The following is a 23,880-nucleotide window of genomic DNA, read 5'->3' as shown; positions in this document are numbered from 1 at the left end:
GCGCGCCGCGCCATGCCGTTCTGGATCGACACCCATTGCCATCTCGATGCGGCCGAGTTCGACGCCGACCGCAGCGCCGAGCGCGAGCGCGCCCGCGCCGCCGGCGTGCGCTGCTGCGTGCTGCCGGCCGTGCAAGCCTCTGGCTTCGAGGCGCTGCGCCAACTGGCCCATGCCCAAGGCGATGCCTATGCGCTGGGCATTCACCCGCTGTACACGCCCGGGGCCAGCCAGGCCGACCTGGGGGCCCTGGATGCGGCCTTGCAGCGCCACGCGCAGGACGCGCGGCTGGTGGCCGTGGGCGAGATCGGGCTGGACTTCTTCACCGGCCTGGAAAGCGGCTGGCAGACCCAGCTCTACAGCGCCCAGCTGCGCCTGGCCAAGGCCCATGCGCTGCCAGTGCTGCTGCACGTGCGGCGCAGCGTCGATCAGGTGCTCAAGCAGCTGCGCGCGGCGCACTTTCACTGCGGCGGCATCGCCCACGCCTTCAACGGCAGCCTGCAACAGGCCCATGCCTTTCTGGATCTGGGCTTCAAGCTGGGCTTTGGCGGCGCGGTGACCTTCGAGCGCGCCCAGCAATTGCGCCGCCTGGCCGCGCAATTGCCGCCCGAGGCCATCGTCATGGAAACCGACGCGCCGGACATGCCGCCGCACTGGCTCTACACCCCGGCCCAGGCGCGCGCGCAAGGCCAGCCCCAGGGCCGCAACAGCCCGGCCGAGCTGCCGCGCATTGCCGCCGTCGTGGCCGGGCTGCGCGGCCTGCCGCTGGCGCAATGGCAGGCCCAGAGCAGCGCCAACGCCCTGGCCGCCCTGCCCCGCCTGCGCGCGCTGCTGCAGGGGCTGGCGCCCGCGGGCCACGGCGCGGCGCAGGCATGAACATGGCCAGGCGCTCAGCTCCATCACCGGCCCCATCACCGGCCCCATCACCGGCTCCATCACCGGCGCCCGCACCAGCACCGGCTGCCGCACCTGCCGTGGCACACGCTGCGGCCGATGCCGGCCAGAGCGCGCCGCCGCCGCTGCAGGGGCTGGCGCCCATCCTCGATGCGCGCACGCGCGTGTTGGTGCTGGGCAGCTTTCCCGGCGCGGCCTCGCTGGCAGCTGGGCAGTACTACGCCCACCCGCGCAACCAGTTCTGGCCCATCCTGGCCGCGCTGCACACGCCGCCGGCCTGGCCGGCACTGCCAGCGGACTACGCCGGACGCCGGCAATGGCTGCTGCAGCAAGGCATTGGCCTGTGGGATGTGTACGCCGCCTGCGAGCGCCAGGGCAGCCTGGACAGCGCCATCCGCAACGCCAGCGTCAACGCGCTGCACAGCCTGCGCCAGCGCTGCCCACAGCTGGCATTGATCGCCCACAACGGCGGCGAAAGCTACCGCCACCGCCGCCTGAGCCAGGCGCTGGGCCTGCCTGTGCTGCGCCTGCCCTCGACCAGTCCGGCCAATGCCAGCTGGAGCTTTGAGCGCAAGCTGGCCGCCTGGCGCGCCGCGCTGCTGCCAGCGCTATTGCCCACACCCTCGCCTGCGCTGCCCACAGCGCCCGGCCACGACCCTGCTCCCACACCCCCCGCCTCGCAATGAAAACCGCCCGCGCCAACGCCCGCAAACCCCAGCCCGCCGCGCTGCCCGATGTCAGCATCTCCGAAGAGGATGGCGTGCGCCACCTGCACCTGGATTCGCCTTGGATTCAGGGCTCGATGCGCATTGCCAAGCCCCTGGATCTGGAGTTGGAATACGTGCAGCGCATGATGGCCTGGCTGTTGTTCGTCGAACCCGATTCCGTGCCCGACCTGCACGCCATGCAGCTGGGCCTGGGCGCGGCGGCGCTGACCAAGTTTTGCTACAAACGCCTGGGCATGCGCACCACGACCATCGAGCTCAACCCCCAGGTTGTGGCCGCCTGCATGCGCTGGTTTCGCCTGCCCGAGAACGACGAGCGCCTGCAGGTGCTGGTGGCCAATGCCCAGGACGCCGTGCAAGACCCGGATTGGCTCGGCAGCGTCGATGCGCTGCAAGTGGATCTCTACGACCACGACGCGGCCGGGCCGGTGCTGGAGAGCGCCGAGTTCTACGGCCACTGCCACGCCATGCTGGCCGAGGGCGGCTGCATGAGCGTCAATCTGTTTGGCCGCACGGCCAGCTTCGAGCGCAACATGCGCCACATCGCCGCCGCCTTCGGGGCGCAGGCGCTGTGGCATTTCAAGCCCACGCACGAGGGCAACACCATTTTGCTGGCGCGCAAGGGCGGTTCCGAAGTCTCCCGCCCGCTGATGCGCCAACGCGCCGAGGCCATCGAGGCGCGCTGGAAACTGCCCGCGCGCCTGTGGGTCCAAGCCCTGCAACGCTGGCAACCCGCGCCGGCGCCCCCTGGGGATTGTTGAGATGGAGTGTTGCAGCGGTGTTTTCGGTCAAAACTGCGCAACTGCCGCGTTGAAAACGCTTGTCAGGCGTCCAGACCTTGCGCGCGTTTTCGCCTTGCATTTGCGGCTTTTGTTTGCGGCTTTTGTCTCGAAAAACCGCTTGGCAAACCCAATCTCAACAACCCCAGGCGCGCTCCTATAATTTTCCCCACCGCCGCCCAGCCGCACTGCCTGCCTTGAGCCCCCCCGTCTCGCCCCTTCCCCCCACGCCACCGCCCATGCACAGCCTGGGCCCGCTGCGCGTTTTGTACCGTCTGGTAGGCCTGATCGCTACCGCCTGCGTGCTGACCACCCTGCTGTGGCTGCACCAGCGCAGCAGCCTCATGCAGCAACAGGCCATGCAGGCGCAGGCGCAGGCGCAGGCGCTGCGCTATGCCTATGCCCTGCAGACCAGCGCCCAGGGCTATGCCCGCATGCTGCACGCCACCCAGGTCGGCCTGCGCGGCAATGCGGAGCAGGACACCGAGCTGCTGCAAACGCAGTGGGATGCGGCGCAGCACAACCCCGGCCTGATCAACGCCTCCACCCTGCGCCTGCTGCCGGCCCCGCCGGCGGACCTGAGCACCATGCCGCCGGAGGATGCGGCGCTCTGGGCCGCAGCGCGGCAGCAAACATCGCCCCTGCCACAGGCGCTGGCCCGCCCCGAGGGCCTGACACTGTTCACCCCGGCCCCGCAGCACACCGCCACCGGGCCGCAGCAGCAATTGCTGGCGCTGGACTTGCGCTATGACAGCTGGCTGCGCGAAGTGCAGCGCAGCCTGGGGCTGGACCCCAGCCTGCCGCAGGGCCTGTACCTGGAGCAGGCGCCCGCCCAGCCCGAAAGCGGCAGTCAGCAGCCTTCGGTCCGGCCCGAGCAGTACTGGCACGATGGCCAGCTGCACACCCGCCTGTCCGTCCTGGGCCAGGCGCTGGAGCTGGTCCTGGCCGCGCCGCCGCCAGGCGCCCAGGCCGAGGCCGACCCGCTGGCCCCGCCCGAGCCAGACGCCAGCAGCGCCGAGCCCAGCAGCCCTGGGCAATACATGCTGTGGCAGCCTGTGCTGGTGGCCGTGCTGGCCCTATTGCTTTACGTGCTGCTGCGCACCTGGCACATGCGGCGCGTGCGCCAGCAGTTGCGGCACTGGCGCGAATACGCCAGCGACAGCAGCGAGCACTACCTGGCGCTGATCAACCACCCGCTGCTGGCGGTGGCCGAGATCGAGGGCGCGGCCGGCCAGTTCATCTCCGTATCGCCCCGGCTGGCGCAGCTGCTGGGCTACAGCCAGGACAGCCTGCAGCGCCTGACGCTGGCCAGCCTGGCCCACCCGGAGGACGTGCAGCGCCTGCACCGGCCCGAGGCGCTGGAGCCCCAGCGGGCCAACGCGCGCTACCGCTATGGGCGCATCGGCAACCTGCGCCTGCTGCACAGCCTGGGGCACGTGGTCTGGGTGGACCTGCTGGAGATCAGCCCCCGGAAGCCGCACGGCAGCAGCGCGCTGCAAGGGCACAGGCTGCTCATCGTGCACGACCAAAGCGAGACGCGCACCCTGCAGGCGCAGCTCAACCGCCGCATCCAGCGGCAAGCGGCCATCCTCGAACAAGTGCCGCTGGGCCTGTGCATCCTGGACAGCCAGATGCGCATCCAGTTCATGAACCAGGGCTTTCAGCGCATCAGCCAGCTCAAAGCCCCGCTGCCCGAAAGCCTGGAGGAGTGGTGGCAATGCACCATCACCGATGCAGGCCTGCGCCAAAGCGCGCGCGCGCGCTGGGATGCCCAGCTGGCCCGCGCCATTGCCGGCAACGGCATCGTGCGCCCCGTGGAAATCAGCCTGCAGCCGGCCTGGGCCGCCCCGCAGGACATCAACGCCGCCGGACTGAACGTGACGCTGGAGCTCTCCGCGCTGGTGCTGGACGATCAAATGGTGCTGACACTGGTGGACGTCAGCGCCCACAAGCGCGCCCAGCATGCGCTGCAATTGCAGGCGCTGTACGACCGCACCAGCAGCCTGCCCAACCGCTTCCTGCTGCTCGACCGCCTGCAGCAGGCCCTGCAATGCGCCGCGCAGCAGCAGCAATACGGCGCCTTGCTGCTGCTGGACGTGGCCCCGCTCAGCGAAGCGCACAACCTGCAGGAGCACGACTGGGCCGCGCCGCTGGTGCGCGAGGTGGCAGCGCGCCTGAGGGCCTGCTGCCCGCTGGGCCAGACCCTGGCGCACACCGGCCCTGGCCAGTTCGCGCTGCTGATCCACGCGGCCACGCACAACGGCAGCGAGGCCATGCGGCACAGCAAGGACCTGGGCTACACCATCTTGCATGCGCTGCAGGCGCCATTTCGCCATGGCGGCCAGCACATGGCCCTCAAGGCCTTTTTGGGCATCGTGCTGTTTCATGGCCAGCGCTCCGAAAGCGCCAACCTGCTCTGGCAGCATGCGCACCAGGCCCTGGAGCAGGCGCACCGCCAGCAGCTCAAGGAGCCGTGCTTTTTCGACCCGGACATGCAGGCCGCAGCCAGTGCCAATGCGCTGCTCGAAGAAAGCATCCGCACCGGCCTGGCCACGCAGCAGTTCGTGCTGTACCTGCAGCCGCAGGTGCGCCATCACCAGCTCACCGGCGCCGAGGTGTTGCTGCGCCGGCGCAATGGCCAGGGGCAGGAAGTCATCACGCCAGAGCAATTCCTCGCCGCGGCCGAGCACAGCAACCTCATCGTGCCGCTGGGCCACTGGGTGCTGGCCCAGTCCTGCAGGCTGCTGGCCGCCTGGGCGCAGCACCCGCAGACCGCAGGCCTGAGCCTGTCCATCAACATCAGCGCCAAACAGTTCTGGCAAGACAACTTCGCCGCAATGGTGCTGCAAACCATTGCCAGCACTTCTGCCCCGGCGCACCGCCTGGTGCTGGAGCTGACCGAAGAAGTGCTGCAGCACAACCTGACCCAGTCCATCGCCTGCATGCGCCAGCTGCGCGCCTACGGCGTGGGCTTCGCGCTGGACGGCTTCGGCAGGGGCGAATCCTCGCTGAAGCTGCTGCAGCAGCTGCCGCTGGACGAGGTGGACATCGACTACCGCATCGTGCGCGATCTGGGCCACTCCACACAGAATGCACGCACCGTGCACAGCATCGTGCAGCTCTGCCACAACCTGGGCATCAGGGCCATGGCCAAGGGCGTGGAGGAAGCCGCGCAGGTGGAAATCCTCAAGTCCTACGACTGCTACCACTGGCAAGGCTACTTCATCGGCATGCCCTTGCCCGTGGCGGACTTCGAGCGGCAATTCGTTCACGCCGCGCCGCCGGCCTGAACTGCTGACCAGCGCGCTGCGCCTGCCCGCCGCAGCCGCAGCGCAGATGTGCTCCAATCGGGGCCCCAAGAACCTGTTCAAAATCCCTGCACGGGCGGACAAGAGCTCGGATTTGGGCCGCCTTCGGCGCCCGCAAGATGCGCGCCAAGGCCGCGCCAGCCAATAGCCACTAGCAGCCATGGCCACCGCCGCGGCTGTGTTGCGTGCCTGGCAGCCCACCCCAAAACCGCCTCTTGCCCGCCCGCGCCAAGGCCTTGCACCGGCTCTCCAACAAACCCAAAAAACCCTTTGCCCCACCGTCCGCCGCGCAGCCCCCGCTGCCCGACAGCGCCATGCCCACCACCGCCCCACGCCCCACTGCCCGCAGCGCTGCCGCTGCGCCATCGCCCGCTGGCCAGCCTGCCCCCCGCCTGGGGGTGCTGCTGTGCAACCTGGGCACGCCCGATGCGCCAACGCCTGCGGCCGTCAAACGCTATCTGGCCGAATTCCTCAGCGACCCGCGCGTGGTCGAGCTGCCGCCGCTGCTGTGGCAGCCGCTGCTGCGCCTGGCCATCCTGCCGCTGCGCGCCAAGGAATCGGCGCGCAAATACGAAAAAATCTGGCAGCCCGAGGACGGCGGCTCGCCCCTGCTGGCCTACACCCGCAAGCAGGCCCTGATGCTGCGCGGCTGGCTGGGTGAGGCCGGGCTGCGCGGCGTGGACGTGCAGGCGGCCATGCGCTACGGGCAGCCGGGCATCATCGCGCAGCTCGAACGCTGGCACGCCCAGGGCGTGGAAAAAATGCTGCTGCTGCCGCTGTACCCGCAGTATTCGGCCACCACCACGGCCAGCGTCATCGACCAGGCCCATGCCTGGGCCGGCAGCAAGCGCAACATGCCCGAGCTGCGCATCGTCAAGCACTACGCTGACGATGCCGGCTACATCGCCGCCCTGGCGCGCCGCACGCTTGAGCACTGGCAAACCCATGGCCGGCCCGAAGTGCTGGTGATGAGCTACCACGGCATCCCGGCGCGCAACGTCGCCAAGGGCGATCCTTATGCGCAGCAATGCCAGCGCAGCGCCGCCCTGCTGGCCCAGCAGCTGGGCCTGCAGCCCGCGCAATACCGCGTGACCTTCCAATCGCGCTTTGGCCGCGCGCAATGGCTGCAGCCCTACACCCAGCCCACGCTGGAGCAATTGGCGCGCGAGGGCGTCAAGACGGTCGATCTGATCTGCCCCGGCTTTGCCAGCGACTGCCTGGAGACCCTGGAAGAGATCGACATGGAAGTGCGCCAGGCCTTTCTGGCCCATGGCGGGCAGGAGTTCCGCTACATCCCCTGCCTGAACGACCACCCGGCCTGGATCAGCGCGCTGCGCGATCTGGTGCTGCGCCATACGGCCCATTGGTGAGCGGCGGCGCGCCGCTGGCTGGTTGGTGGCGCAGAACTATCGCGGCGGCCCGGCCGCCCAGGCCTGCAGGCTGGCCAGGGCCAGCAGCAAGGCCGCGTAGCTGCCCATGCGCCCGTCCTCGCCGGTGAGCAACAGGCCTGCCAGCAGCACCAGCGAACCCAACAAGCCTGCGGCCAGCAGGTTGACCCAGGCGCGCATGCGCCAGTGCGCGCGGCGCAGCAGGGCCCGGCTCAGCCCCACCAGCAGCGCAGCCACCGCCCAGGCCGGCAACAGCAAGGCCCCGAGATGGGCCAGAAATTGCGCCACCCCCATGGCTACCCCATCGCGCTACAGCGTGCGCAGGCCGCGCATCAGGCGCTGGGTGTGCAGCTCCGCGCCCAGGTAATGGGCCAGCGCGGCGCGCAGCTGGGGCTTGAGATCGGCTGCGGCATCGCCCAGGGCCCGCATGCAGGCGGCCAGCGCCTGGGGGCCGGCCAGCGCCTGGGCAATGGCCTGCCACTGCTGGCCCGAGAGGCTGCGCCGCCCGTCCCAGACTTCGTGCAGGCCCATTTCGGGGATGAGCGCATAGCGCTTGCGCTCGCCCAGCGGCTGCTGGTCCTGGGTCTGCACCGACAGGTCGGGCAGCATGCCCAGCTGTTGCAGCAGCACCAGCTCAAAGGCCCGCAGCAGCACTTCCAGCGCCTGGCCCGGCGCGCTGGCCAGCACGTGCAAGGTCATCTGGTAGGCATCGAAGACGGCGGGGTGGGCATCGCCGCGCACCAGCAGGCGGGCCAGCAGCTCGTTCAGATAGAGGCCAGCCAGCAGCGGCTCGCCGCGCGGCACGGCCGGGCCGCCGGCGCGCTCGACGCTGCGGATCGTGGCGATCATGCCCTGCTCCTGCTCCACCCAGCTGCAATCCAGGCGCAGCAGCTGCAAGGGCAACAGCAGCGCACGGAAGTTGGAGGTGGGTTTTTTCGCGCCCTTGGCCAGGGCCGTGAGGCGGCCATGGTCGCGGGTGAACAAGTCCACGATCAGGCTCGATTCGCTGTACGGGTACTGGTGCAGCACAAAGGCCTGCTGCCCGCTGATGCGCCGCGTGCGCCGCGCCGGCGCAGCGCCTGCAGCGGCCCTGGCCCTGCGGCCAGCTGGCGCTGCCAGCGCAGCCTGCAAGGCCGCGCCGGCGGCTGCGTCGTCCACGGCGGCTGCGGCATGCACTGCGGCGCCTGCCATCATGCCCGCAGCCGGCCGCGCTCACTCATAGCCGTAGGCGCGCAGGCGCGCAGCGTCGTCCGACCAGCCCGAGCGCACCTTGACCCACAGCTCCAGAAAGACCTTGGCATCCAGCAGTCTTTCCAAATCCTGGCGCGCTTCGGTGCCGATGCGCTTGAGGCGCTCGCCCTTCTCGCCAATCACCATGGCCTTGTGGCTTTCGCGCTCGACGACGATGCTCGCGGCGATGCGCACCATGCGCTGCACCTGCCGCCCGGGCTCTTCCAGGAAGCGGTCGATCAGCACGGTCGAGGTGTAGGGCAGCTCATCGCCGGTGAGGCGAAAGAGCTTTTCGCGCACGATCTCGGCTGCCAGAAAGCGCTCGCTCTTGTCGGTGAGCTCGTCTTCCTCGTACCACCAGGGCTGCTCGGGCAGGTAGCGCTCGCACACGGCCAGCAGGCGGGCCACGTCCTTGGGGTCCTTGGCCGACATGGGCACGAACTCGGCGAAATCGTGGCGCTCCTGCATGCTTTTGAGCCAGGGCGCCAGCTCGGAGCGGCGGTGCACGGTGTCGAGCTTGTTGGCCACCAGGATGGTCGGGATGCGCTGCTTGAGCAAGGCCAGCACCTGGGCATCCTTGAGCGAGAAGCTGCCGGCCTCGACCACGAACAGCACCAGATCCACGTCGGAGATCGTGCCCGTGACGGCTTTGTTCAGGGACTGGTTCAGGGCCGATTGGTAGCGGGTCTGAAAGCCCGGCGTATCCACGAACACGAACTGCGCCCGGCCTTCGGTGCGAATGCCCGTGATGCGATGGCGCGTGGTCTGGGCCTTGCGCGAGGTGATGCTCACCTTCTGCCCCACCAGGGCATTCATCAACGTGGACTTGCCCACGTTGGGGCGCCCCACCAGGGCGATCAGGCCGCAGCGCTGCGGCGCATCGCCGCCGCCCTGCTCCGCCGGCGCCCCGGGCTCAGAAGAAGACATCACGCTCACGCCACCCATCCTTTCCCAGTCGACCCTGGTCGTTTCTTGCCCTTGTCCTGCAGCGGCGCACTGGGCGCGCGCCCAGTGCGCACGGGCACTGCGGCCGCTGCACGGCGCGGCTTGGCCTTGACCGTGGCCGTGGCCTGCCACTGGCCATGCTGCTGTAATTGGTCGAGCAATTGCTCGGCCGCCTGCTGCTCGGCCGCCTTGCGCGAAGGCCCCTGGCCCTGCGCCTGCAGCGGCGGCGTTTGCAGGGTGCATTGCACGACGAACAGTTGCTGGTGATCGGCGCCGCGCACCTGCTGCAGCTCGTAATGCGGCAGGGCCAGATAACGCCCCTGCAGCAGCTCTTGCAGGCGGGTCTTGGGGTCCTTGGCGTGGGTCTGGGCGCTGCTCGACAAGTCGACCTGGGCGAACAGGCGCTGCACCAGTTGCTCCACGGCGGCAAAGCCCATGTGCAGGAACACCGCGCCCAGCAAGGCCTCCAGCGCATCGGCCAGCATCGAGGGGCGCTGCTGCCCGCCGGATTTCTTCTCGCCCTCGCCCAGCCGCAACAGCTCGGGCAGGCCCAGGCCCAGCGCGATGCGGTGCAGGGACTGCTCGCGCACCAGATTGGCCCGCGTGCGCGACAGCTCGCCCTCGCTGGCCTGCGGCAGGCGCTGCATCAGCCAGCGCGACACGCACAGATTGAGCACCGCATCGCCCAAAAACTCCAGGCGCTCATTGTGATCGGCACTGAAGCTGCGGTGCGTCAAGGCCTGCTGCAGCAAAGCCCGCTCGGCGCCGTCCCATCCCAGGCTGCGCGCCAGCCGCTCCAATCGCGTATCACTCAAGAAACTGCTCCGCAGCCACTACCGGCCAGCCCCTCAATGGGAGCTGGCATGCAGCTTGTAAACCAGAAAGGCCGGGCCCACCAGCGGGATCTCGCGGTCGTACTCCACCTCGACGACCACCGCGTCATTCTTCTTGCTGACGATCAGGTCCTTGGAGCTGATGGGGTTTGCATACTGATCCAGATAATCGATATTGGCTTGGCTGTCGAACAGCTGGCGCACTTCAAGCACACTGCCGCCCGTAGCGGCTTTCTTAAGCACCCGCTTAATCGCCATGTACTCGGTCACCACAGGCACCGACTTGAAGCCCACATAGCCCAGGAAAACGATGATCGCAGCCAGCATGCACAGGCCAATGAATGACATGCCGCGCTGCCGTTGCGCCAGCGAAATCGTGGTGGCTTTTTTCATGTTGTTCAGTGCGTCCACAGCAAGTCCCTCTTTGGTTTTCACGCCAGCGCGGCTGCAGTGCGCAGCCTGCCGGCCATCAATGAATGCGTTCGACAAAGCGCCATCGGCACAAGGCCTGTGCCGATGAAGTTACTGAATTTTACCCACGCGCCCCAGGTCTGAAAAATTCATCCAGACCACCACGGCGCGCCCGACCACGTTGGCATCGGGCACGAAGCCCCAGGCGCGCGAGTCGAGCGAGTTGTCGCGGTTGTCGCCCATGACGAAGTAATGCCCTTCGGGCACACGGCAGCTCACGCCCTCGACGCTGTACTCGCATTGGTCGCGGAAGGGAAAATCGCCCGCGCCCATCACCATGGCCGGCATTTGCGGGTTGTTCAGCACCTCGTAGGTGTGGCCGCCCAAGGTTTCTTCCCAGCGCTTGGCGTGGATGACGGAGTCCTTGTCGAAGTAATCGGGCTGCGGCACGGAGTTGACCGCCTGGCCATTGACCGTCAGGCGCTTGTTGTGGTAGCTGACCGTGTCGCCAGGCAGGCCGATCACGCGCTTGATGTAGTCCATGCGCGGGTTGGGCGGGTAGCGGAACACCACGACCTCGCCGCGCGTCGGCCGCCTGCCCTGGGTCAGCGCCGCATTCCACACGGGCAGGCGCAGGCCGTAGGTGTATTTGTCCACCAGAATCAAGTCCCCGACCTGCAACGTCGGGATCATGGAGCCGCTGGGAATGCGAAACGGCTCGTAGACGAAGGAGCGCAGCACGAACACCGCCGCGATGACGGGAAACAGCCCGGCCGTCCAGTCCAGCCACCAGGGCTGGCGCAGCGCCTGGTTGGCCGCAGCGGCCACGTCCAGCTCCTCGGTGACCACGCCCTGGGCCTGCAAGGCGCTGTGCCTCTCCTTGAGCTGCAGCACCAGCTGCTGCGCCTGGCGGCGGCGGCGCGGTAGAAAGTACAGTTTTTCGGCCAGCCAGTATGCACCGGACACCAACGTGGCCAGCAGCAGCAGCAGGGGGAAATTGCCTTCGATCTGGCCTGTCAGCCACAGCAGCAGATAAGCAGCGACGCCCGCCAGCAGGGCCCCGGTCAGAACAGCGATTGCTTTCACTTGCGTCAATCCTCAACTTGCAAAATCGCCAGAAACGCCTCCTGTGGCACTTCCACCGAGCCGATCTGTTTCATGCGTTTCTTGCCGGCCTTTTGTTTTTCCAGCAGCTTGCGCTTGCGCGTGATGTCGCCGCCGTAGCATTTGGCCAGCACGTTCTTGCGCAACGCCTTGACCGTCTCGCGGGCAATGATCTGGCCGCCGATGGCCGCCTGGATGGCCACGTCGAACATCTGCCGGTCGATGACCTCGCGCATCTTGGCCACCACCGCCCGGCCGCGGTACTGCGCCTGGCTGCGGTGCACGATGATGGACAGCGCATCGACGCGCTCGCCATTGAGCAGGATGTCGACCTTGACCACGTCCGAAGGCCGATACTCCTTGAACTCATAGTCCATCGAGGCATAGCCGCGGCTGACGGACTTGAGCTTGTCGAAAAAGTCCAGCACGATCTCCGCCAGCGGCATGTCGTAGGTCAGCATCACCTGCCGGCCGTGGTAGGCCATGTTCAGCTGGATGCCGCGCTTTTGGTTGCACAGCGTCATCACCGCGCCCACGTAGTCCTGCGGCAGGTACAGGTGTACGGTGACGATGGGCTCGCGCACCTCCTGCACCTTGCCCGAATCGGGCATCTTCGAGGGGTTTTCCACCATCACGACTTCGCCGTCGGACTTGACCACTTCGTAGACCACGCTGGGCGCGGTGGTGATCAGATCCTGGTTGAATTCGCGCTCCAGGCGCTCCTGCACGATCTCCATGTGCAGCAGGCCCAGAAAGCCACAGCGAAAGCCAAAGCCCAGCGCCTGCGAGACTTCCGGGTCGAACTGCAAGGCCGCATCGTTGAGCTGCAGCTTTTCCATCGCGTCGCGCAGCGCGTCGTACTGGTTGGCCTCGGTCGGGTACAGGCCGGCAAACACCTGCGGCTGGATTTCCTTGAAGCCCGGCAGCGGCTGCTGGGCCGGCCCGGCATTGTTGGGCAGCTTTTTCTCCAGCGTGATGGTGTCGCCCACCTTGGCGGCCTTGAGCTCCTTGATGCCGGCGATGACAAAACCCACCTCACCGGCCTGCAGCAGTTCGCGCTGCGAGGACGCCGGCGTGAACACGCCCAGGCTGCCTGCCTCGTACACGGCCCCGGTGGCCATCAGGCGGATGCGCTCGCCCTTGCGCAGCTGGCCATCGACCACGCGCACCAGCATCACCACGCCCACATAGGCATCGAACCAGCTGTCGATGATCATGGCGCGCAACGGCCCCTGCGCGTCGCCCTTGGGCGGCGGCACTTTCTGCACGATCAGCTCGAGGATTTCCTCAATGCCCATGCCCGTCTTGGCCGAGACCGGCACGGCCTCGGAAGCATCGATGCCGATGACGTCCTCGATCTCGGCCTTGGCGCGCTCGGGGTCGGCCTGGGGCAGGTCCATCTTGTTGAGCACGGGCAGCACTTCCACGCCCAGATCCAGCGCCGTGTAGCAATTGGCCACGGTCTGCGCTTCCACGCCCTGCGAGGCATCGACCACCAGCAGCGCCCCTTCGCAGGCCGAGAGCGAGCGCGAGACCTCGTAGGAAAAGTCCACGTGGCCGGGCGTGTCGATCAGGTTCAGGTTGTAGACCTGGCCATCCTTGGCCTTGTACTGCAAGGCCGCCGTCTGGGCCTTGATGGTGATGCCCCGCTCTTTTTCGATGTCCATGGAGTCGAGCACCTGGGCGGACATCTCACGCTTGCTCAAGCCACCGCTGTATTCGATCAGGCGATCGGCCAATGTGGACTTGCCGTGATCGATGTGGGCGATGATGGAGAAGTTGCGAATATGGTTCATGTTGAAAGATGAAAGCGCACCGGCCGGCGCGCACGAAAAAGCGCGCCTGAGCCCGACGCGCACGCAATGCCTGGGCGCTGGCCATGGGGCATTCACCTCGAACGCATCCAATGACACCGGAGGTGAACCCGCCAGCCCTGCCCGACAGCGCCCGGATTCTACTGTGCCTGGCGCGGTCGCACTGCGCCGGGGCCTGTGCTCAAAATCGCCGCCAACAGCGCTCGCCCCAGATCGGGCAGGGCTGCTGCACGCAGCTTGGCTTACTCGGCCATGAAGCGCTCGACGCGCTGCACGGAGCGAACGCGGCGCAGGTTTTTCAGCAACTGCTCCAGATGCGCGCGGTTGCGCACCGCCACGTTCATGCGCGCCTCCAGGATTTCCAGCCGGCCTTCCTCGAGCATCTCCAGCCGCAGGATGTTGACGCCGGCGCGCGCCACCGCCAAGGCCGCCTCGGCCAAGGCCCCCTGGGTATTGCGCAAATGCAGCAGCAGCATGGCGTCGAACTCGGCCTGCGGCTCATCCACCCACTCCAGCGCCATGGCCGATGCAGGCTCCTTGTCACGGCGGCGCTGCCCCACGGGGCACTCCAGGCGATGCACCTCCAGGCCGCGGCCGCTGACCAGCTGCCCGGCGATGGCGTCGCCCGGCAGCGGGCGACAGCAAACCGCATAGCGCGCCGGCGCGCCATCGGCACCGCCAACGGCCAGCACGACCGGCGCGGCCTGCTGCGCCACCATTCGCTCCTTGGACATGACCAGCGCGTCCGGGCGCAACCCCACCTCCTGCAGAAAGCGGCCAATCTGCGCCACCAACTCGCCGGCGATCAGGCGGCCGTGCGCGATTTCCAGCAGCAGCTGCTCGCGCGACTTGCCCTGGTACAAAACCCCCAGCTGCCGCCAAATGGCCTGCGCCTGCTCGGTCTCCGGCGCAGGCAGCGCCGCATAGCCGGCCACGCGCAGAGCCCGATTGAACAGCCGCTGCCCCAGGGCCAGCCCTTCTTGCTGATCCACATGCTTGAAGTAGCTGCGGATGCGCGATCGGGCCCGCCCGGTCTTGACGAATTCGATCCAGCCCAGCTGGGGGCGGGCCTGTTCGGAGGTGATGATCTGCACCGTATCGCCGTTTTTCAGCACCGTATGCGGCGACACCGCCGCCCCATTGACCTGTGCCGCGGCGATGTGATCGCCCACACGGCTGTGGATGGCGTAGGCAAAATCCACCACCGTGGCGCCCACGGGCAGGGTCACCACCTGGTTCTTGGGCGTGAAGACGTAGACCGAGGCCGGATGCAAGTCCACCTTGACGTCGTTGAGAAAGTCCGTCGCATCGGCCGAGGAGTTCTCGATCTCCAGCATCGAGGCCAGCCAGCGGCCATTGAGCTGGTCGGCCAGCAGCCCGTCAAGCCCCTGGGATTGGTACAGCCAATGCGCCGCAATGCCGGCCTCGGCCACCAGGTGCATGGTTTCGGTGCGCACCTGGGCCTGCACCTGCACCCCGGAAGGGCCTTGCAAGGTGGTGTGCAAGGACTGGTAGCCATTGGGCTGGGCGTTGGCAATGTAGTCGCGGAAATGGCCGGGCACAGGGCGGTAGGTCTGGTGCAGCACGCCCAGGCCTGCATAGCAGGCGTTCACGTCCTCCAGCAGCACCTGCACGCCGAAGATGTCGTTCACCTTGGCAAAGCTCATGCCCTTGCGGGTCATTTGCAGATAGATCTGGTAGAGCTCCTGCTGCTGCTCCAGCAGCCGCACGGGGATGCCGCGCTGGGCAAAAGCGGCCTCCAGCTCGCTGCGGATCTTCTGCGCCATGCCTTGGCGGCGGCGCTGGACTTTCTCCACCGCCTTGGTCAGGGTCTGGCAGCGCCAGGGGTACAAATGGGCAAAGGCCAACTCCTGCAGCTCCCGGCAAGCGGCATTCACGCCCAGCCGGCTGGCGATGGGGGCGTAGATTTCCAGCGTCTCCCGTGCGATGCGCGCCCACTTGCTGCGCGGCGCCAGCGACAGGGTGCGCATGTTGTGCGTGCGATCGGCCAGCTTGATCAGGATGACGCGCACATCCTTGGCCATGGCCAGCAGCATCTTGCGAAACGACTGCGCCTGATTCTCCTCGCGCGAGAGAAACTCCAGCTTTTCCAGCTTGGTCAGGCCATCGACCAGCTCGGCCACATCGGCGCCAAAGGCCTGCACGATGTCCTGCTTGGTGATGCCGCAATCCTCCATGGCATCGTGCAGCAGCGCCGCCATCAAGGCCGGGGCATCCAGACGCCACTGCGCGCACAGGACGGCCACGGCAATCGGGTGTGTGATATAGGGCTCGCCGCTGTTGCGGTACTGGCCCGTATGCGCTTTCTTGGCAAAGGCAAAGGCATCGGCCACGCGGGCGCGGTCTTGCTCGCTCAGGTACTCGACAGTGCTGGCAAACGCAGCAAACGTCTGGGCCACCAGGGCCTCATGCTCCGCCGACATCGCAGGCGCCTGGCCCGCAGAATCTACCTGGTCTGCCGTTTTCATCGTACATGTCTGGAAGAAGTGGACACCGAGCAAGGCTTGGGGCCGGCAGGGGCGGCACGCCAACTGCCCGCAGCAGCCATCGCACGCGGGCAACGCAGGGCAGCAGGAAACGCGCCATGCGTTGCCACGTTTTCAAGCATTTTTTACGATCTTAACGCATGAACGCGGCAATAGCGCCCCCTGCCCTGCACTGCGCCCACCATGCCAGCCCTGAACGTTGCGGCATCGCCATACTTGCAGCGCCCCCCCTGGCAAAACGCAAGAGCCCGCCACAGGGGCGGGCATCGCTGTTGCACGGCACGGCAAGCCAGGGCCGGCATCAGGTGGGGACTCGGCGCAGCATTTCGATGCCGGTTTTGCCGTCGGCAATTTCACGCAAGGCCGTCACCGCCGCCTTGTTGCTGCTTTCCACCTTGGGGGTGTGGCCTTGGTTGATCATGCGGGCGCGATACGTCGCTGCCAGCACCAGCTGGAACCGATTGGGGATTTGCGCCAAGCTGTCTTCCACAGTAATACGAGCCATGAGAACCTCACTTCAAAGAATCTTCCGCATGCGGCAACGCCCACTCCACTGCGCACTGCCTGCCTAGAAGAAAGAATAAAACAATTTGCCCGATCAGGCCTGTATCCCCAGGGCGTGAAACACCTGCGCCTGGGCGCGCCGCTGCGCGCTGTAGCGCAAACGCTGTGCATGCACGATGCTTTTCAGGTCAAACAGCGCGCGCTCGAACACATCGTTGATGATCACATAATCGAAACTGCCGGCCTGGGCCATCTCCACACTGGCATTGCGCATGCGCAGCTCGATCACATCAGGCCGATCCTCGCCGCGCCGCTCCAGGCGGGAGCGCAATTCCTCCAGGCTGGGCGGAAGAATGAAAATCAGCACCGCGTTGGCAAAGACATTGCGGATTTGCATGGCGCCCTGAAAATCGATTTCCAACACCACATCGGCGCCTTGCTGAATGCGGTCTTCAACAGCCTTTTTGGCCGTGCCATAGCGGTTGCCATGGACGTTGGCCCACTCGATGAAGGCATCGGCCGCGACCATGGCATCGAACTCATGGGCGGGGATGAAAAAATACTCCCGCCCGTGCTTTTCCTGCCCGCGCGGCGCGCGCGTGGTGTGCGACACCGTGGGAAACACCCGCGTATCCAGCTCCAGCAAGGCCTTGACCAGGCTGGATTTTCCCGCCCCGCTGGGCGCTGCAACAACAAACAAGTTGCCCGGGTATTCGGCCTCACTGCCAACCCCTGCCTCCGCCGCGCAAGCCGCGCCGGCCAGCGCCCCCGGCGGCAACGGCTGTTCGGACGAGTTGGAATGCAAATTGGAAGAGGCCATAGCAATGCCAAGCAATTGCCCGGGGATTGCCCCGGGCGCAGGGGTTAGTGAAAAATCACGGCGCCAGCCAGGATCGGGCCGGAAAAGTCCTGCATTGGGCTGCGGCCATCAAAGCCCGCGCCCGAGCTGCCGCCCCGCAGAACCGCAGAACGAGAAAACCCTTGTAACTCGCAGCGAATTACAAGGGTTTGATACATGGGCAATTCAGATCGTCGATGAGCACAGGCTTGGCAATTCCGATGCGGGCAGGCAGTCAATCAATCAACGCTTGCCGAAACAATGAACGGCCGGGGCCAGGCCACGTGGCGGAGAGAGCGGGATTCGAACCCGCGGTGGGCTATTAACCCACACACGCTTTCCAGGCGTGCGACTTAAACCACTCATCCATCTCTCCGGGAAAGCCGCGCATTGTAGCCGATTCGGCAGGGCCTGCAAAAAATCCTGCCTCCTCAGCGCATTCTCGGCGCTTGGCGAGCGGCCCATCCCGGCCGCTCGCCACGGCCCGCTGCCGCCTGCCCTCCCGCCCCCGCTCAGGCGGCGCAAGGCCTGCGCTGCGACTATCATGTGCAGCTGTTTGCTCGGCGCCCGTCCTCCGCCCCCTTTGCCGCACGGCCTGCGTGCGTTCTTGGACAGCGCCCAAAGTCTGTCTCACAAGCAATTTGCGCCCACAGGCGCCGCCGCCGCAGTTTTCCTGGCCCGCCCGCCCTGCGCCGGGCGGGCCCGCTCTTTCACCCTCTGTCAGGAGTTTTTTCCATGTCCCATGCGTTGACGTTCGAGGTCTTGCCCAGCGACACCCCAACCCCCGCTGCAGAGCGCCAGGCCATCCTGGCCCAAGGCAGCTTTGGCACCGCGTTTACCGACCACATGGCCACGATCGAGTGGAGCAAGGATCGCGGCTGGCACGATGCGCGCATCCGCAAGCGCGCCCCCTTCTCCATCGACCCGGCCGCCGCCGTGCTGCATTACGGCCAGGAAATCTTCGAGGGCATGAAGGCCTACCGTGGCGAGGGCGATCGCATCACCTTGTTCCGCCCGGATGAAAACGCCCGGCGCTTCAACGCCTCGGCAGCGCGCATGGCCATGCCCGAGCTGCCCGAGGCCATGTTCCTCGAAGCCGTCGAAGCCCTGGTGCGCATCGACAAGGACTGGATCCCCGGCGGCAACGGCAGCCTCTACCTGCGCCCCTTCATGTTCGCCAGCGAGCCGTTTCTGGGCGTGCGCCCGGCGCACCAGTTCACCTTCTGCACCATCGCCTCGCCCGTGGGCGACTATTTCAAAAACGGCCCCAAGCCCGTCAAGGTCTGGGTCTCGCAGCAGTACACGCGCGCGGCCGAGGGCGGCACGGGCGCGGCCAAGTGCGGCGGCAATTACGCCGCCAGCCTCATCGCCCAGGCCCAGGCGCAGCAAAACGGCTGTGAGCAGGTGGTGTTTCTCGATGCCGCCGAGCACCGCTGGATCGAAGAGCTGGGCGGCATGAACATCTTCTTCGTGCGCAAGGACGGCAGCCTGTTCACCACCCCGCTGGGAACCATCTTGCCGGGCATCACGCGCGCCTCGCTGATCGAGCTGGCCCGCAGCCAGGGCATCGACGTGCAAGAGCGCAAATACGCCTTCGACGAGTGGCGCGCCGATGTCGAAAGCGGCAATGTCACGGAAGTCTTTGCCTGCGGCACGGCCGCCGTGGTGGCCTCCATCGGCCAAGTGCAGTTCGAGGGCGGCAGCTTCAGTATCGGCAATGGGGAAAGCGGCCCCGTCACCAGCGCGCTGCGCGAGCAGCTGCTGGGCCTGCAGCGCGGCAAGCTGCCCGACACCCGCGGCTGGGTGCGCACCCTGGCCTGAGGCGGGCACTGCGCAATGACCATGCCAGCGCCCAGCTGCACACCTTGCCCCAGCGCCCTGCCGCTGGGGCGCGAGGTTGACTACCCCAGCCGCTACGACCGCACGCTGCTCTACCCCATCCCGCGCGCGGCGCAGCGCACGGAACTGGGCCTTGGCGCGGCCAGGCGCCTGCCCTTCATCGGCGCCGACATCTGGAGCGCCTTCGAGCTGAGCTGGCTCAACCCGCGCGGCAAGCCCCAGGTGGCCATCGCCCACCTGGTGTTCCCGTGCGAGACGCCCAACATCATCGAAAGCAAGTCCCTCAAGCTCTACCTCAACAGCCTGAACAACCACCGCTTTGCCGACAGCGCCGCGCTGCGCCAGTGCCTGCTCGATGACCTCTCCGAAGCCGCCTGGCGCGGCAGCGGGCAACAGGCCAGCATCGGCGTGCAGCTGGTCGAGGCCGCCGATTTCGGCGCCGAGCAGCTGGCCGAGCTCGAGGGCATCGACCTCGACCGCCTCGACGTCGAATGCCAGCATTACACGCCGCAGCCAGACCTGCTGCGCAGCGCGCAGGGCGAGCCCCCGGTCAGCGAAACCCTGTGCAGCCGCCTGCTCAAAAGCAACTGCCCCGTGACCGGGCAGCCCGACTGGGCCAGCGTGCAAATCCGCTACAGCGGCACCCCCATCGACCAGGCCGCGCTGCTGCAATACATCGTCAGCTTCCGCAACCACACGGGCTTTCACGAAAACTGCGTCGAGCGCATCTTCCTGGACATCTGGCAGCGCTGCCAGCCCACGCAGCTGAGCGTCTATGCGCGCTATACCCGGCGCGGCGGCCTGGACATCAACCCCTGGCGCAGCAGCAGCCCCCACACCGCGCCGCGCAACTGGCGCACGGCCCGGCAATAGCCCTGCGCGCCGGCCACGCCTAGCCCCGCGTGGGCGTGACGGCGTGCCGCAGGCAGGCCCCATCCCCCGACGACAGACAACAAAAAAGCCCAGGCAGATGCTGCTGGGCTTTGCTCAAACGCCGCGCCCGCAAGGGCCGCAGACATGCGATTTTCGTGTGGAAACTGGTCGGGGTGAGAGGATTCGAACCTCCGGCCTCTACGTCCCGAACGTAGCGCTCTACCAGGCTAAGCTACACCCCGATACCAACCGGCCAGCACTGCGATGCGATGGCCAGCGCCTCAACGGCGGCGCGTATTCTATGCTGTTTCGGGGCCGGTTTTGGCGAGTTCGGGCCATCGCGCGCGCAACTTGCCGGGAAATTTGGCGACAATCGCCCTCTTGCCGCCTGCCCAGCCCATGAATCTGCCTGAAATCGTCGATGCCACTTTCGCGCCTGAGGGGGCGCTGGCCAAGGCCAACCCGGGCTACAAGCTGCGCGAAGGCCAGCTGCTCATGGCCCGCGCCGTGGCCCAGACCTTGAGCGACGGCGGGGCGCTGGTGGTGGAAGCCGGCACGGGCGTGGGCAAGACCTTTGCCTACCTCATCCCTGCCCTGCTCAGCGGCGAGCGCATTCTCGTCTCCACCGCCACCAAGGCCCTGCAGGATCAGATTTTCTTTCGCGACCTGCCCTTTCTGCGCAAGGCCCTGGGCATCTCCCTGCAGGCCGCGCTGCTCAAAGGGCGCAGCAGCTATCTGTGCCCCTACCGGCTGGAGCTGGCCGAATCCGAGCTCGACGCCGGCAGCGAAGGCCAGCTGCGCTGGCTGGCGCGCGTGCGCCGCTGGGCCAACACCACGCAATCGGGCGACATGAGCGAGATGCCCGGCTTTACCGAACGCTCGCCGCACCTGCCGCTGGTGACCTCCACGCGCGAGAATTGCCTGGGCTCGCAATGCCCCAGCTTCGCGCAGTGCTACGTCAACAAGGCGCGCAAGCAGGCCCTGGCCGCAGACCTGGTGGTCATCAACCACCACCTGTTCTTTGCCGACCTGCAGGTGCGCGAAAGCGGCATGGTCGAGCTGCTGCCCAGCGTGCGCGCCGTGGTGATCGACGAAGCCCACCAATTCAATGAAACCGGCGTCAACTTCCTGGGCGAGCAGTGGAGCAACTCCCAGCTGCTGGACTTCGCGCGCGAAACCCTGCGCACCTGCAACAAGCTCGCGCGCGGCCTGGGCGACTGGGCCCAGCTGGTGTTCGAGGTGGACGAGGCCTGCAAGCAATGGATGCGCTGCGTGGGCGAGGCCAGCAACCTGCGCCTGAACTGGGACGAGGGCGCGCCCGAAGGCATCGCCCCACAGGCCTGGCAATCAGCCCTGCAAGCCCAGGCCGACGCCTTGCACGCCCTGCATCAGGCACTGCAAACCGTCAAGGACTCCGCGCCGGAGCTGGCCCGCCTGGAGCTGCGCTGCCATGCCCACTGGCAAAAGGCGCGCCTGTTTGCCGGCCCGGCCAGGCTGGGGCGCGTGCGCTGGATGGAAATCGGGCAGGTCACCATCCGCATGGTCGAAAGCCCGCTGGACATTGCCGAGGACATGCGCGCGCACTGGCGCCTGGGCACAGGCACGGACGGCCAGGCCTGCCACGCCGCCAATACCGCCAATATCGCCAACGCCGGCCCCGATGCCAGCGCCAGCGCCGATGGCCATGCCCCGCAGGCCGATCTGGCCGCCGCCACACCCGCCCTGCCTGCGCCATCACACGCCTGGATCTTCACCTCCGCCACCCTGGGCGCCGATGCCAGCCTGAGCCACTTCACCCAGGCCTGCGGGCTGGAGGCCGCACGCATTCTGCAAGTGCCCAGCCCGTTTGACTTCGCCCGCCAATCCATGCTGTACGTGCCCGCGGACATGCCCGAGCCGTCCAACGTGCAGGCCCATGGCCAGGCCGTGGCCGAGCTGGCCGCGCAAGGCGCGCTGGCCCTGGGCGGGCGCACCCTGGTGCTGACCACCACGCTCAAGGCCTTGCGCCTGATCGGCGATGCGCTGCGCGCGCAGCTGGGCGACGGCAGCGGCATCGAAGTGCTGGTGCAGGGCGATGAATCCAAGCAGCGCCTGATGCAGCGCTTTCGCCAGCCCGCCAGCGCCACGCAGCATGGCCGCGTGCTGGTGGCATCGGCCACGTTCTGGGAAGGCTTTGACGTGCCCGGCAACGCCTTGCAGCTGGTGGTGATCGACAAGCTGCCCTTCCCGCCGCCGCACGACCCGCTGGTGCAGGCGCGGGCGCGGCGCTACGAATCCCTGGGCGAAAACGCCTTTACCCGGCTGTTCGTCCCCGAGGCGGCCATCGCCCTCAAGCAAGGCGCCGGCCGGCTCATCCGCACCGAGACAGACAAGGGCATCCTGGTGCTGTGCGACCCGCGCATCGTGCACAAGGGCTATGGTCGGCAACTGCTGGCCAACCTGCCGCCCATGGCACGCATGCGCAGCCGCAGCGGCTTTGCCGAAGCCGTGCGCCGCCTGGCCGCACGCAACCAGCAAGACGCCGCCGGCCCCCCGGCCAGTGGCAACGCAGCCGGTGGCGACACGGCCAATGGCAGCGCGGCCGGTGACGGCGCGACCGACACCCAGGCATAAGGGCCACGCCCTTCAGGGCCTTGCGCCTTGAAAGGCGCTGGCTCAAGCCTTGAACACTTCCAGCAGCCGCTCCAGCCCGCCCTGGTTGATGGCGACCTTGGCCTGGGCGCGCACGCGCGGCTTGGCGTGGAAGGCCACCGACAGGCCCACGGCCTGCATCATCGGGATGTCGTTGGCGCCGTCGCCCACGGCGATGACCTGCTCGGGCGAGATGCCCATCAGCGAGGCCAGGTCCAGCACGGCGCGGCGCTTTTCCTCGCCGTCGCAGATGTCGCCCCAGGATTGATCGAGCATGCGGCCGGTGAGCACGCCGTCCTGCACTTCCAGTTGGTTGGAGCGCGCAAAGTCCAGCGTCAGGCGCTGCTTGATGCGGTCGGTGAAGAAGGTAAAGCCCCCGGAGACCAGCATGGTCTTGAGGCCGGCGCGCTGGCAGGCCTGCACCAGCTGCTCTGCGCCGGGGGTCAGGGCCACGCGCTCGGCATAGACCTGCTCCAGCTGCGCCAGCGTCACGCCCTGCAGCAGCGCCACGCGCTGGCGCAGGCTTTCCTTGTAGTCGGTGATGATGCCTTGCATGGCCGCCTCGGTGATGGCGGCCACTTCGGCCTTCTTGCCCACCACGTCGGCAATTTCGTCCACGCATTCGGAGGTCACCAGCGTGGAGTCCATGTCGAAGGCGATGAGGCGAAAGTCTTGCAGCGCCAGCGGCGGCGCGATGCCTTGGATTTCCAGGCCGGGGGCCCATTCTTGTTTGCTCATGGGGCGCTCGATCGTTGGGTTGGGGTCGCAAAGGGATGGGCCGCAGGTTCAGGCGCAGACGTGGTTTCAGGCGCAGGCGCTGCGGGCTTGGGGATCTCGAACTGCACGGGCAGCCCGACGCGGCCGGCCTCGGGCTTGCCATTGCGCGTGCCCGGTTGCAGGCGGGCCTTGCCAGCCGCTGCCAAGGCTGCGGCATCCAGCTCGGCATGGCCGCTGCTTTGCTGGATGTGCGCCTGCAGCACCTGGCCTTGCGCGTCGTAATGCAGCTCGACGATGGCCTTGCCCTCCAGCCCCTGCCGCAGGGCCTTGGCGGGGTAAGCGACGGCCAGCGCGTACATCAGGCTCGGCGGGGTGACGACATCGGGCTTGGAGGTGCAACCGGCCAGCACGGCCAAGGCCAAGGCCGCCGCACAACCTGTGCGGCACAGTGAGGGCAAAGGTGAAGTCAGCATGGCGCGGGGCACATCCTCAAGCAATGAAACGCCTGCGGGCCAGGCAAGCCTTGTTGCCTGGCCCGCGCGC

At 67.3% G+C, this 23,880-nt stretch carries 19 protein-coding genes, 2 tRNA genes and 1 pseudogene; 8 read left to right on the top strand and 14 right to left on the bottom strand.

The features are described from left to right. Positions 1-12: 12 nt before the first annotated feature. The 5 genes from CK625_RS00550 (at position 13) to hemH (ending at position 7,073) form a co-directional block, all read left to right on the top strand. Positions 13-873 carry a TatD family hydrolase gene (locus CK625_RS00550; RefSeq protein ID WP_095538337.1) on the top strand — a complete coding sequence of 287 codons (861 nt, stop codon included), beginning with the start codon at positions 13-15 and terminating at the stop codon, positions 871-873. A 98-nt stretch (positions 874-971) separates the two neighbouring features. Further along, complete coding sequence (locus CK625_RS00545; RefSeq protein WP_238945431.1) at positions 972-1,577, top strand: DNA-deoxyinosine glycosylase; 606 nt, start codon at positions 972-974, stop codon at positions 1,575-1,577. Then, entirely contained in the window at positions 1,574-2,377 is an 804-nt protein-coding gene (locus CK625_RS00540) for a spermidine synthase (protein WP_095538336.1), read from the top strand. Before CK625_RS00545 ends, CK625_RS00540 begins: the two co-directional genes overlap by 4 nt. Positions 2,378-2,634: 257 nt before the next feature. Then, entirely contained in the window at positions 2,635-5,685 is a 3,051-nt protein-coding gene (locus tag CK625_RS00535; protein ID WP_095538335.1) for a putative bifunctional diguanylate cyclase/phosphodiesterase, read from the top strand. A 332-nt stretch (positions 5,686-6,017) separates the two neighbouring features. Further along, positions 6,018-7,073 carry a ferrochelatase gene (hemH, locus tag CK625_RS00530; protein ID WP_095538988.1) on the top strand — a complete coding sequence of 352 codons (1,056 nt, stop codon included), beginning with the start codon at positions 6,018-6,020 and terminating at the stop codon, positions 7,071-7,073. A gap of 36 nt (positions 7,074-7,109) precedes the next feature. Here hemH and CK625_RS00525 read toward each other — a convergent pair whose 3' ends face one another. The 11 genes and pseudogenes from CK625_RS00525 to CK625_RS00475 form a co-directional block, all read right to left on the bottom strand. Then, positions 7,110-7,385: a hypothetical protein gene (locus CK625_RS00525; RefSeq protein WP_095538334.1), complete on the bottom strand. Its 276-nt coding sequence runs from the start codon at positions 7,383-7,385 to the stop codon at positions 7,110-7,112. Positions 7,386-7,400: 15 nt separating this feature from the next. Further along, positions 7,401-8,282 (bottom strand): DNA repair protein RecO, encoded by an 882-nt coding sequence (recO, locus tag CK625_RS00520; protein ID WP_095538987.1) that lies wholly within the window; start codon positions 8,280-8,282, stop codon positions 7,401-7,403. Between the two features lie 21 nt (positions 8,283-8,303). Then, positions 8,304-9,248, bottom strand: a complete 945-nt coding sequence (gene era, locus CK625_RS00515) for a GTPase Era (protein WP_095538333.1) — start codon at positions 9,246-9,248, stop codon at positions 8,304-8,306. 161 nt (positions 9,249-9,409) lie between these two features. Then, positions 9,410-10,066, bottom strand: a pseudogene (gene rnc / locus CK625_RS00510) (ribonuclease III); the annotation flags it as partial. Between the two features lie 48 nt (positions 10,067-10,114). Next, entirely contained in the window at positions 10,115-10,510 is a 396-nt protein-coding gene (locus CK625_RS00505; RefSeq protein WP_238945430.1) for a DUF4845 domain-containing protein, read from the bottom strand. Positions 10,511-10,621: 111 nt separating this feature from the next. Continuing rightward, positions 10,622-11,596, bottom strand: coding sequence for a signal peptidase I (gene lepB, locus CK625_RS00500; RefSeq protein WP_095538985.1), 975 nt, complete (start codon positions 11,594-11,596; stop codon positions 10,622-10,624). A 5-nt stretch (positions 11,597-11,601) separates the two neighbouring features. Further along, entirely contained in the window at positions 11,602-13,410 is a 1,809-nt protein-coding gene (lepA, locus tag CK625_RS00495) for a translation elongation factor 4 (protein WP_095538331.1), read from the bottom strand. A gap of 260 nt (positions 13,411-13,670) precedes the next feature. After that, positions 13,671-15,872 carry a RelA/SpoT family protein gene (locus CK625_RS00490; RefSeq protein WP_095538984.1) on the bottom strand — a complete coding sequence of 734 codons (2,202 nt, stop codon included), beginning with the start codon at positions 15,870-15,872 and terminating at the stop codon, positions 13,671-13,673. Positions 15,873-16,236: 364 nt separating this feature from the next. Further along, on the bottom strand, positions 16,237-16,440 hold the full coding sequence (gene rpoZ / locus CK625_RS00485) for a DNA-directed RNA polymerase subunit omega (RefSeq protein ID WP_095538330.1): 204 nt from the start codon (positions 16,438-16,440) through the stop codon (positions 16,237-16,239). A gap of 93 nt (positions 16,441-16,533) precedes the next feature. After that, entirely contained in the window at positions 16,534-17,259 is a 726-nt protein-coding gene (gene gmk, locus CK625_RS00480) for a guanylate kinase (RefSeq protein ID WP_095538329.1), read from the bottom strand. 303 nt (positions 17,260-17,562) lie between these two features. Then, positions 17,563-17,653, bottom strand: a tRNA-Ser gene (locus tag CK625_RS00475). 359 nt (positions 17,654-18,012) lie between these two features. Here CK625_RS00475 and CK625_RS00470 point away from each other — a divergent pair. After that, a complete protein-coding gene (locus CK625_RS00470) occupies positions 18,013-19,098 on the top strand; it encodes a branched-chain amino acid aminotransferase (RefSeq protein ID WP_095538328.1) in 1,086 nt (361 codons plus the stop codon). Positions 19,099-19,119: 21 nt separating this feature from the next. Further along, positions 19,120-19,989, top strand: a complete 870-nt coding sequence (gene queF, locus CK625_RS00465) for an NADPH-dependent 7-cyano-7-deazaguanine reductase QueF (RefSeq protein WP_095538983.1) — start codon at positions 19,120-19,122, stop codon at positions 19,987-19,989. 165 nt (positions 19,990-20,154) lie between these two features. Here queF and CK625_RS00460 read toward each other — a convergent pair. Then, a tRNA-Pro gene (locus CK625_RS00460) sits at positions 20,155-20,231 on the bottom strand. A gap of 157 nt (positions 20,232-20,388) precedes the next feature. On the opposite strand from CK625_RS00460, the gene CK625_RS00455 reads away from it, so the two are divergent. Continuing rightward, positions 20,389-22,602, top strand: a complete 2,214-nt coding sequence (locus CK625_RS00455; RefSeq protein WP_095538327.1) for an ATP-dependent DNA helicase — start codon at positions 20,389-20,391, stop codon at positions 22,600-22,602. A 42-nt stretch (positions 22,603-22,644) separates the two neighbouring features. Here the strand turns inward: CK625_RS00455 and serB are convergent, their stop codons facing one another. Continuing rightward, positions 22,645-23,358 carry a phosphoserine phosphatase SerB gene (serB, locus tag CK625_RS00450; protein WP_095538326.1) on the bottom strand — a complete coding sequence of 238 codons (714 nt, stop codon included), beginning with the start codon at positions 23,356-23,358 and terminating at the stop codon, positions 22,645-22,647. After that, complete coding sequence (locus CK625_RS00445) at positions 23,355-23,810, bottom strand: TonB family protein (protein WP_172425039.1); 456 nt, start codon at positions 23,808-23,810, stop codon at positions 23,355-23,357. Before CK625_RS00445 ends, serB begins: the two co-directional genes overlap by 4 nt. Positions 23,811-23,880 lie beyond the last annotated feature (70 nt).

Source organism: Vandammella animalimorsus (genome assembly GCF_002285265.1).
Lineage (GTDB): Bacteria > Pseudomonadota > Gammaproteobacteria > Burkholderiales > Burkholderiaceae_C > Lampropedia.
The sequence above is the reverse complement of the archived record's forward strand: the minus strand, read 5'-3'. Positions and strand labels throughout refer to the sequence as shown.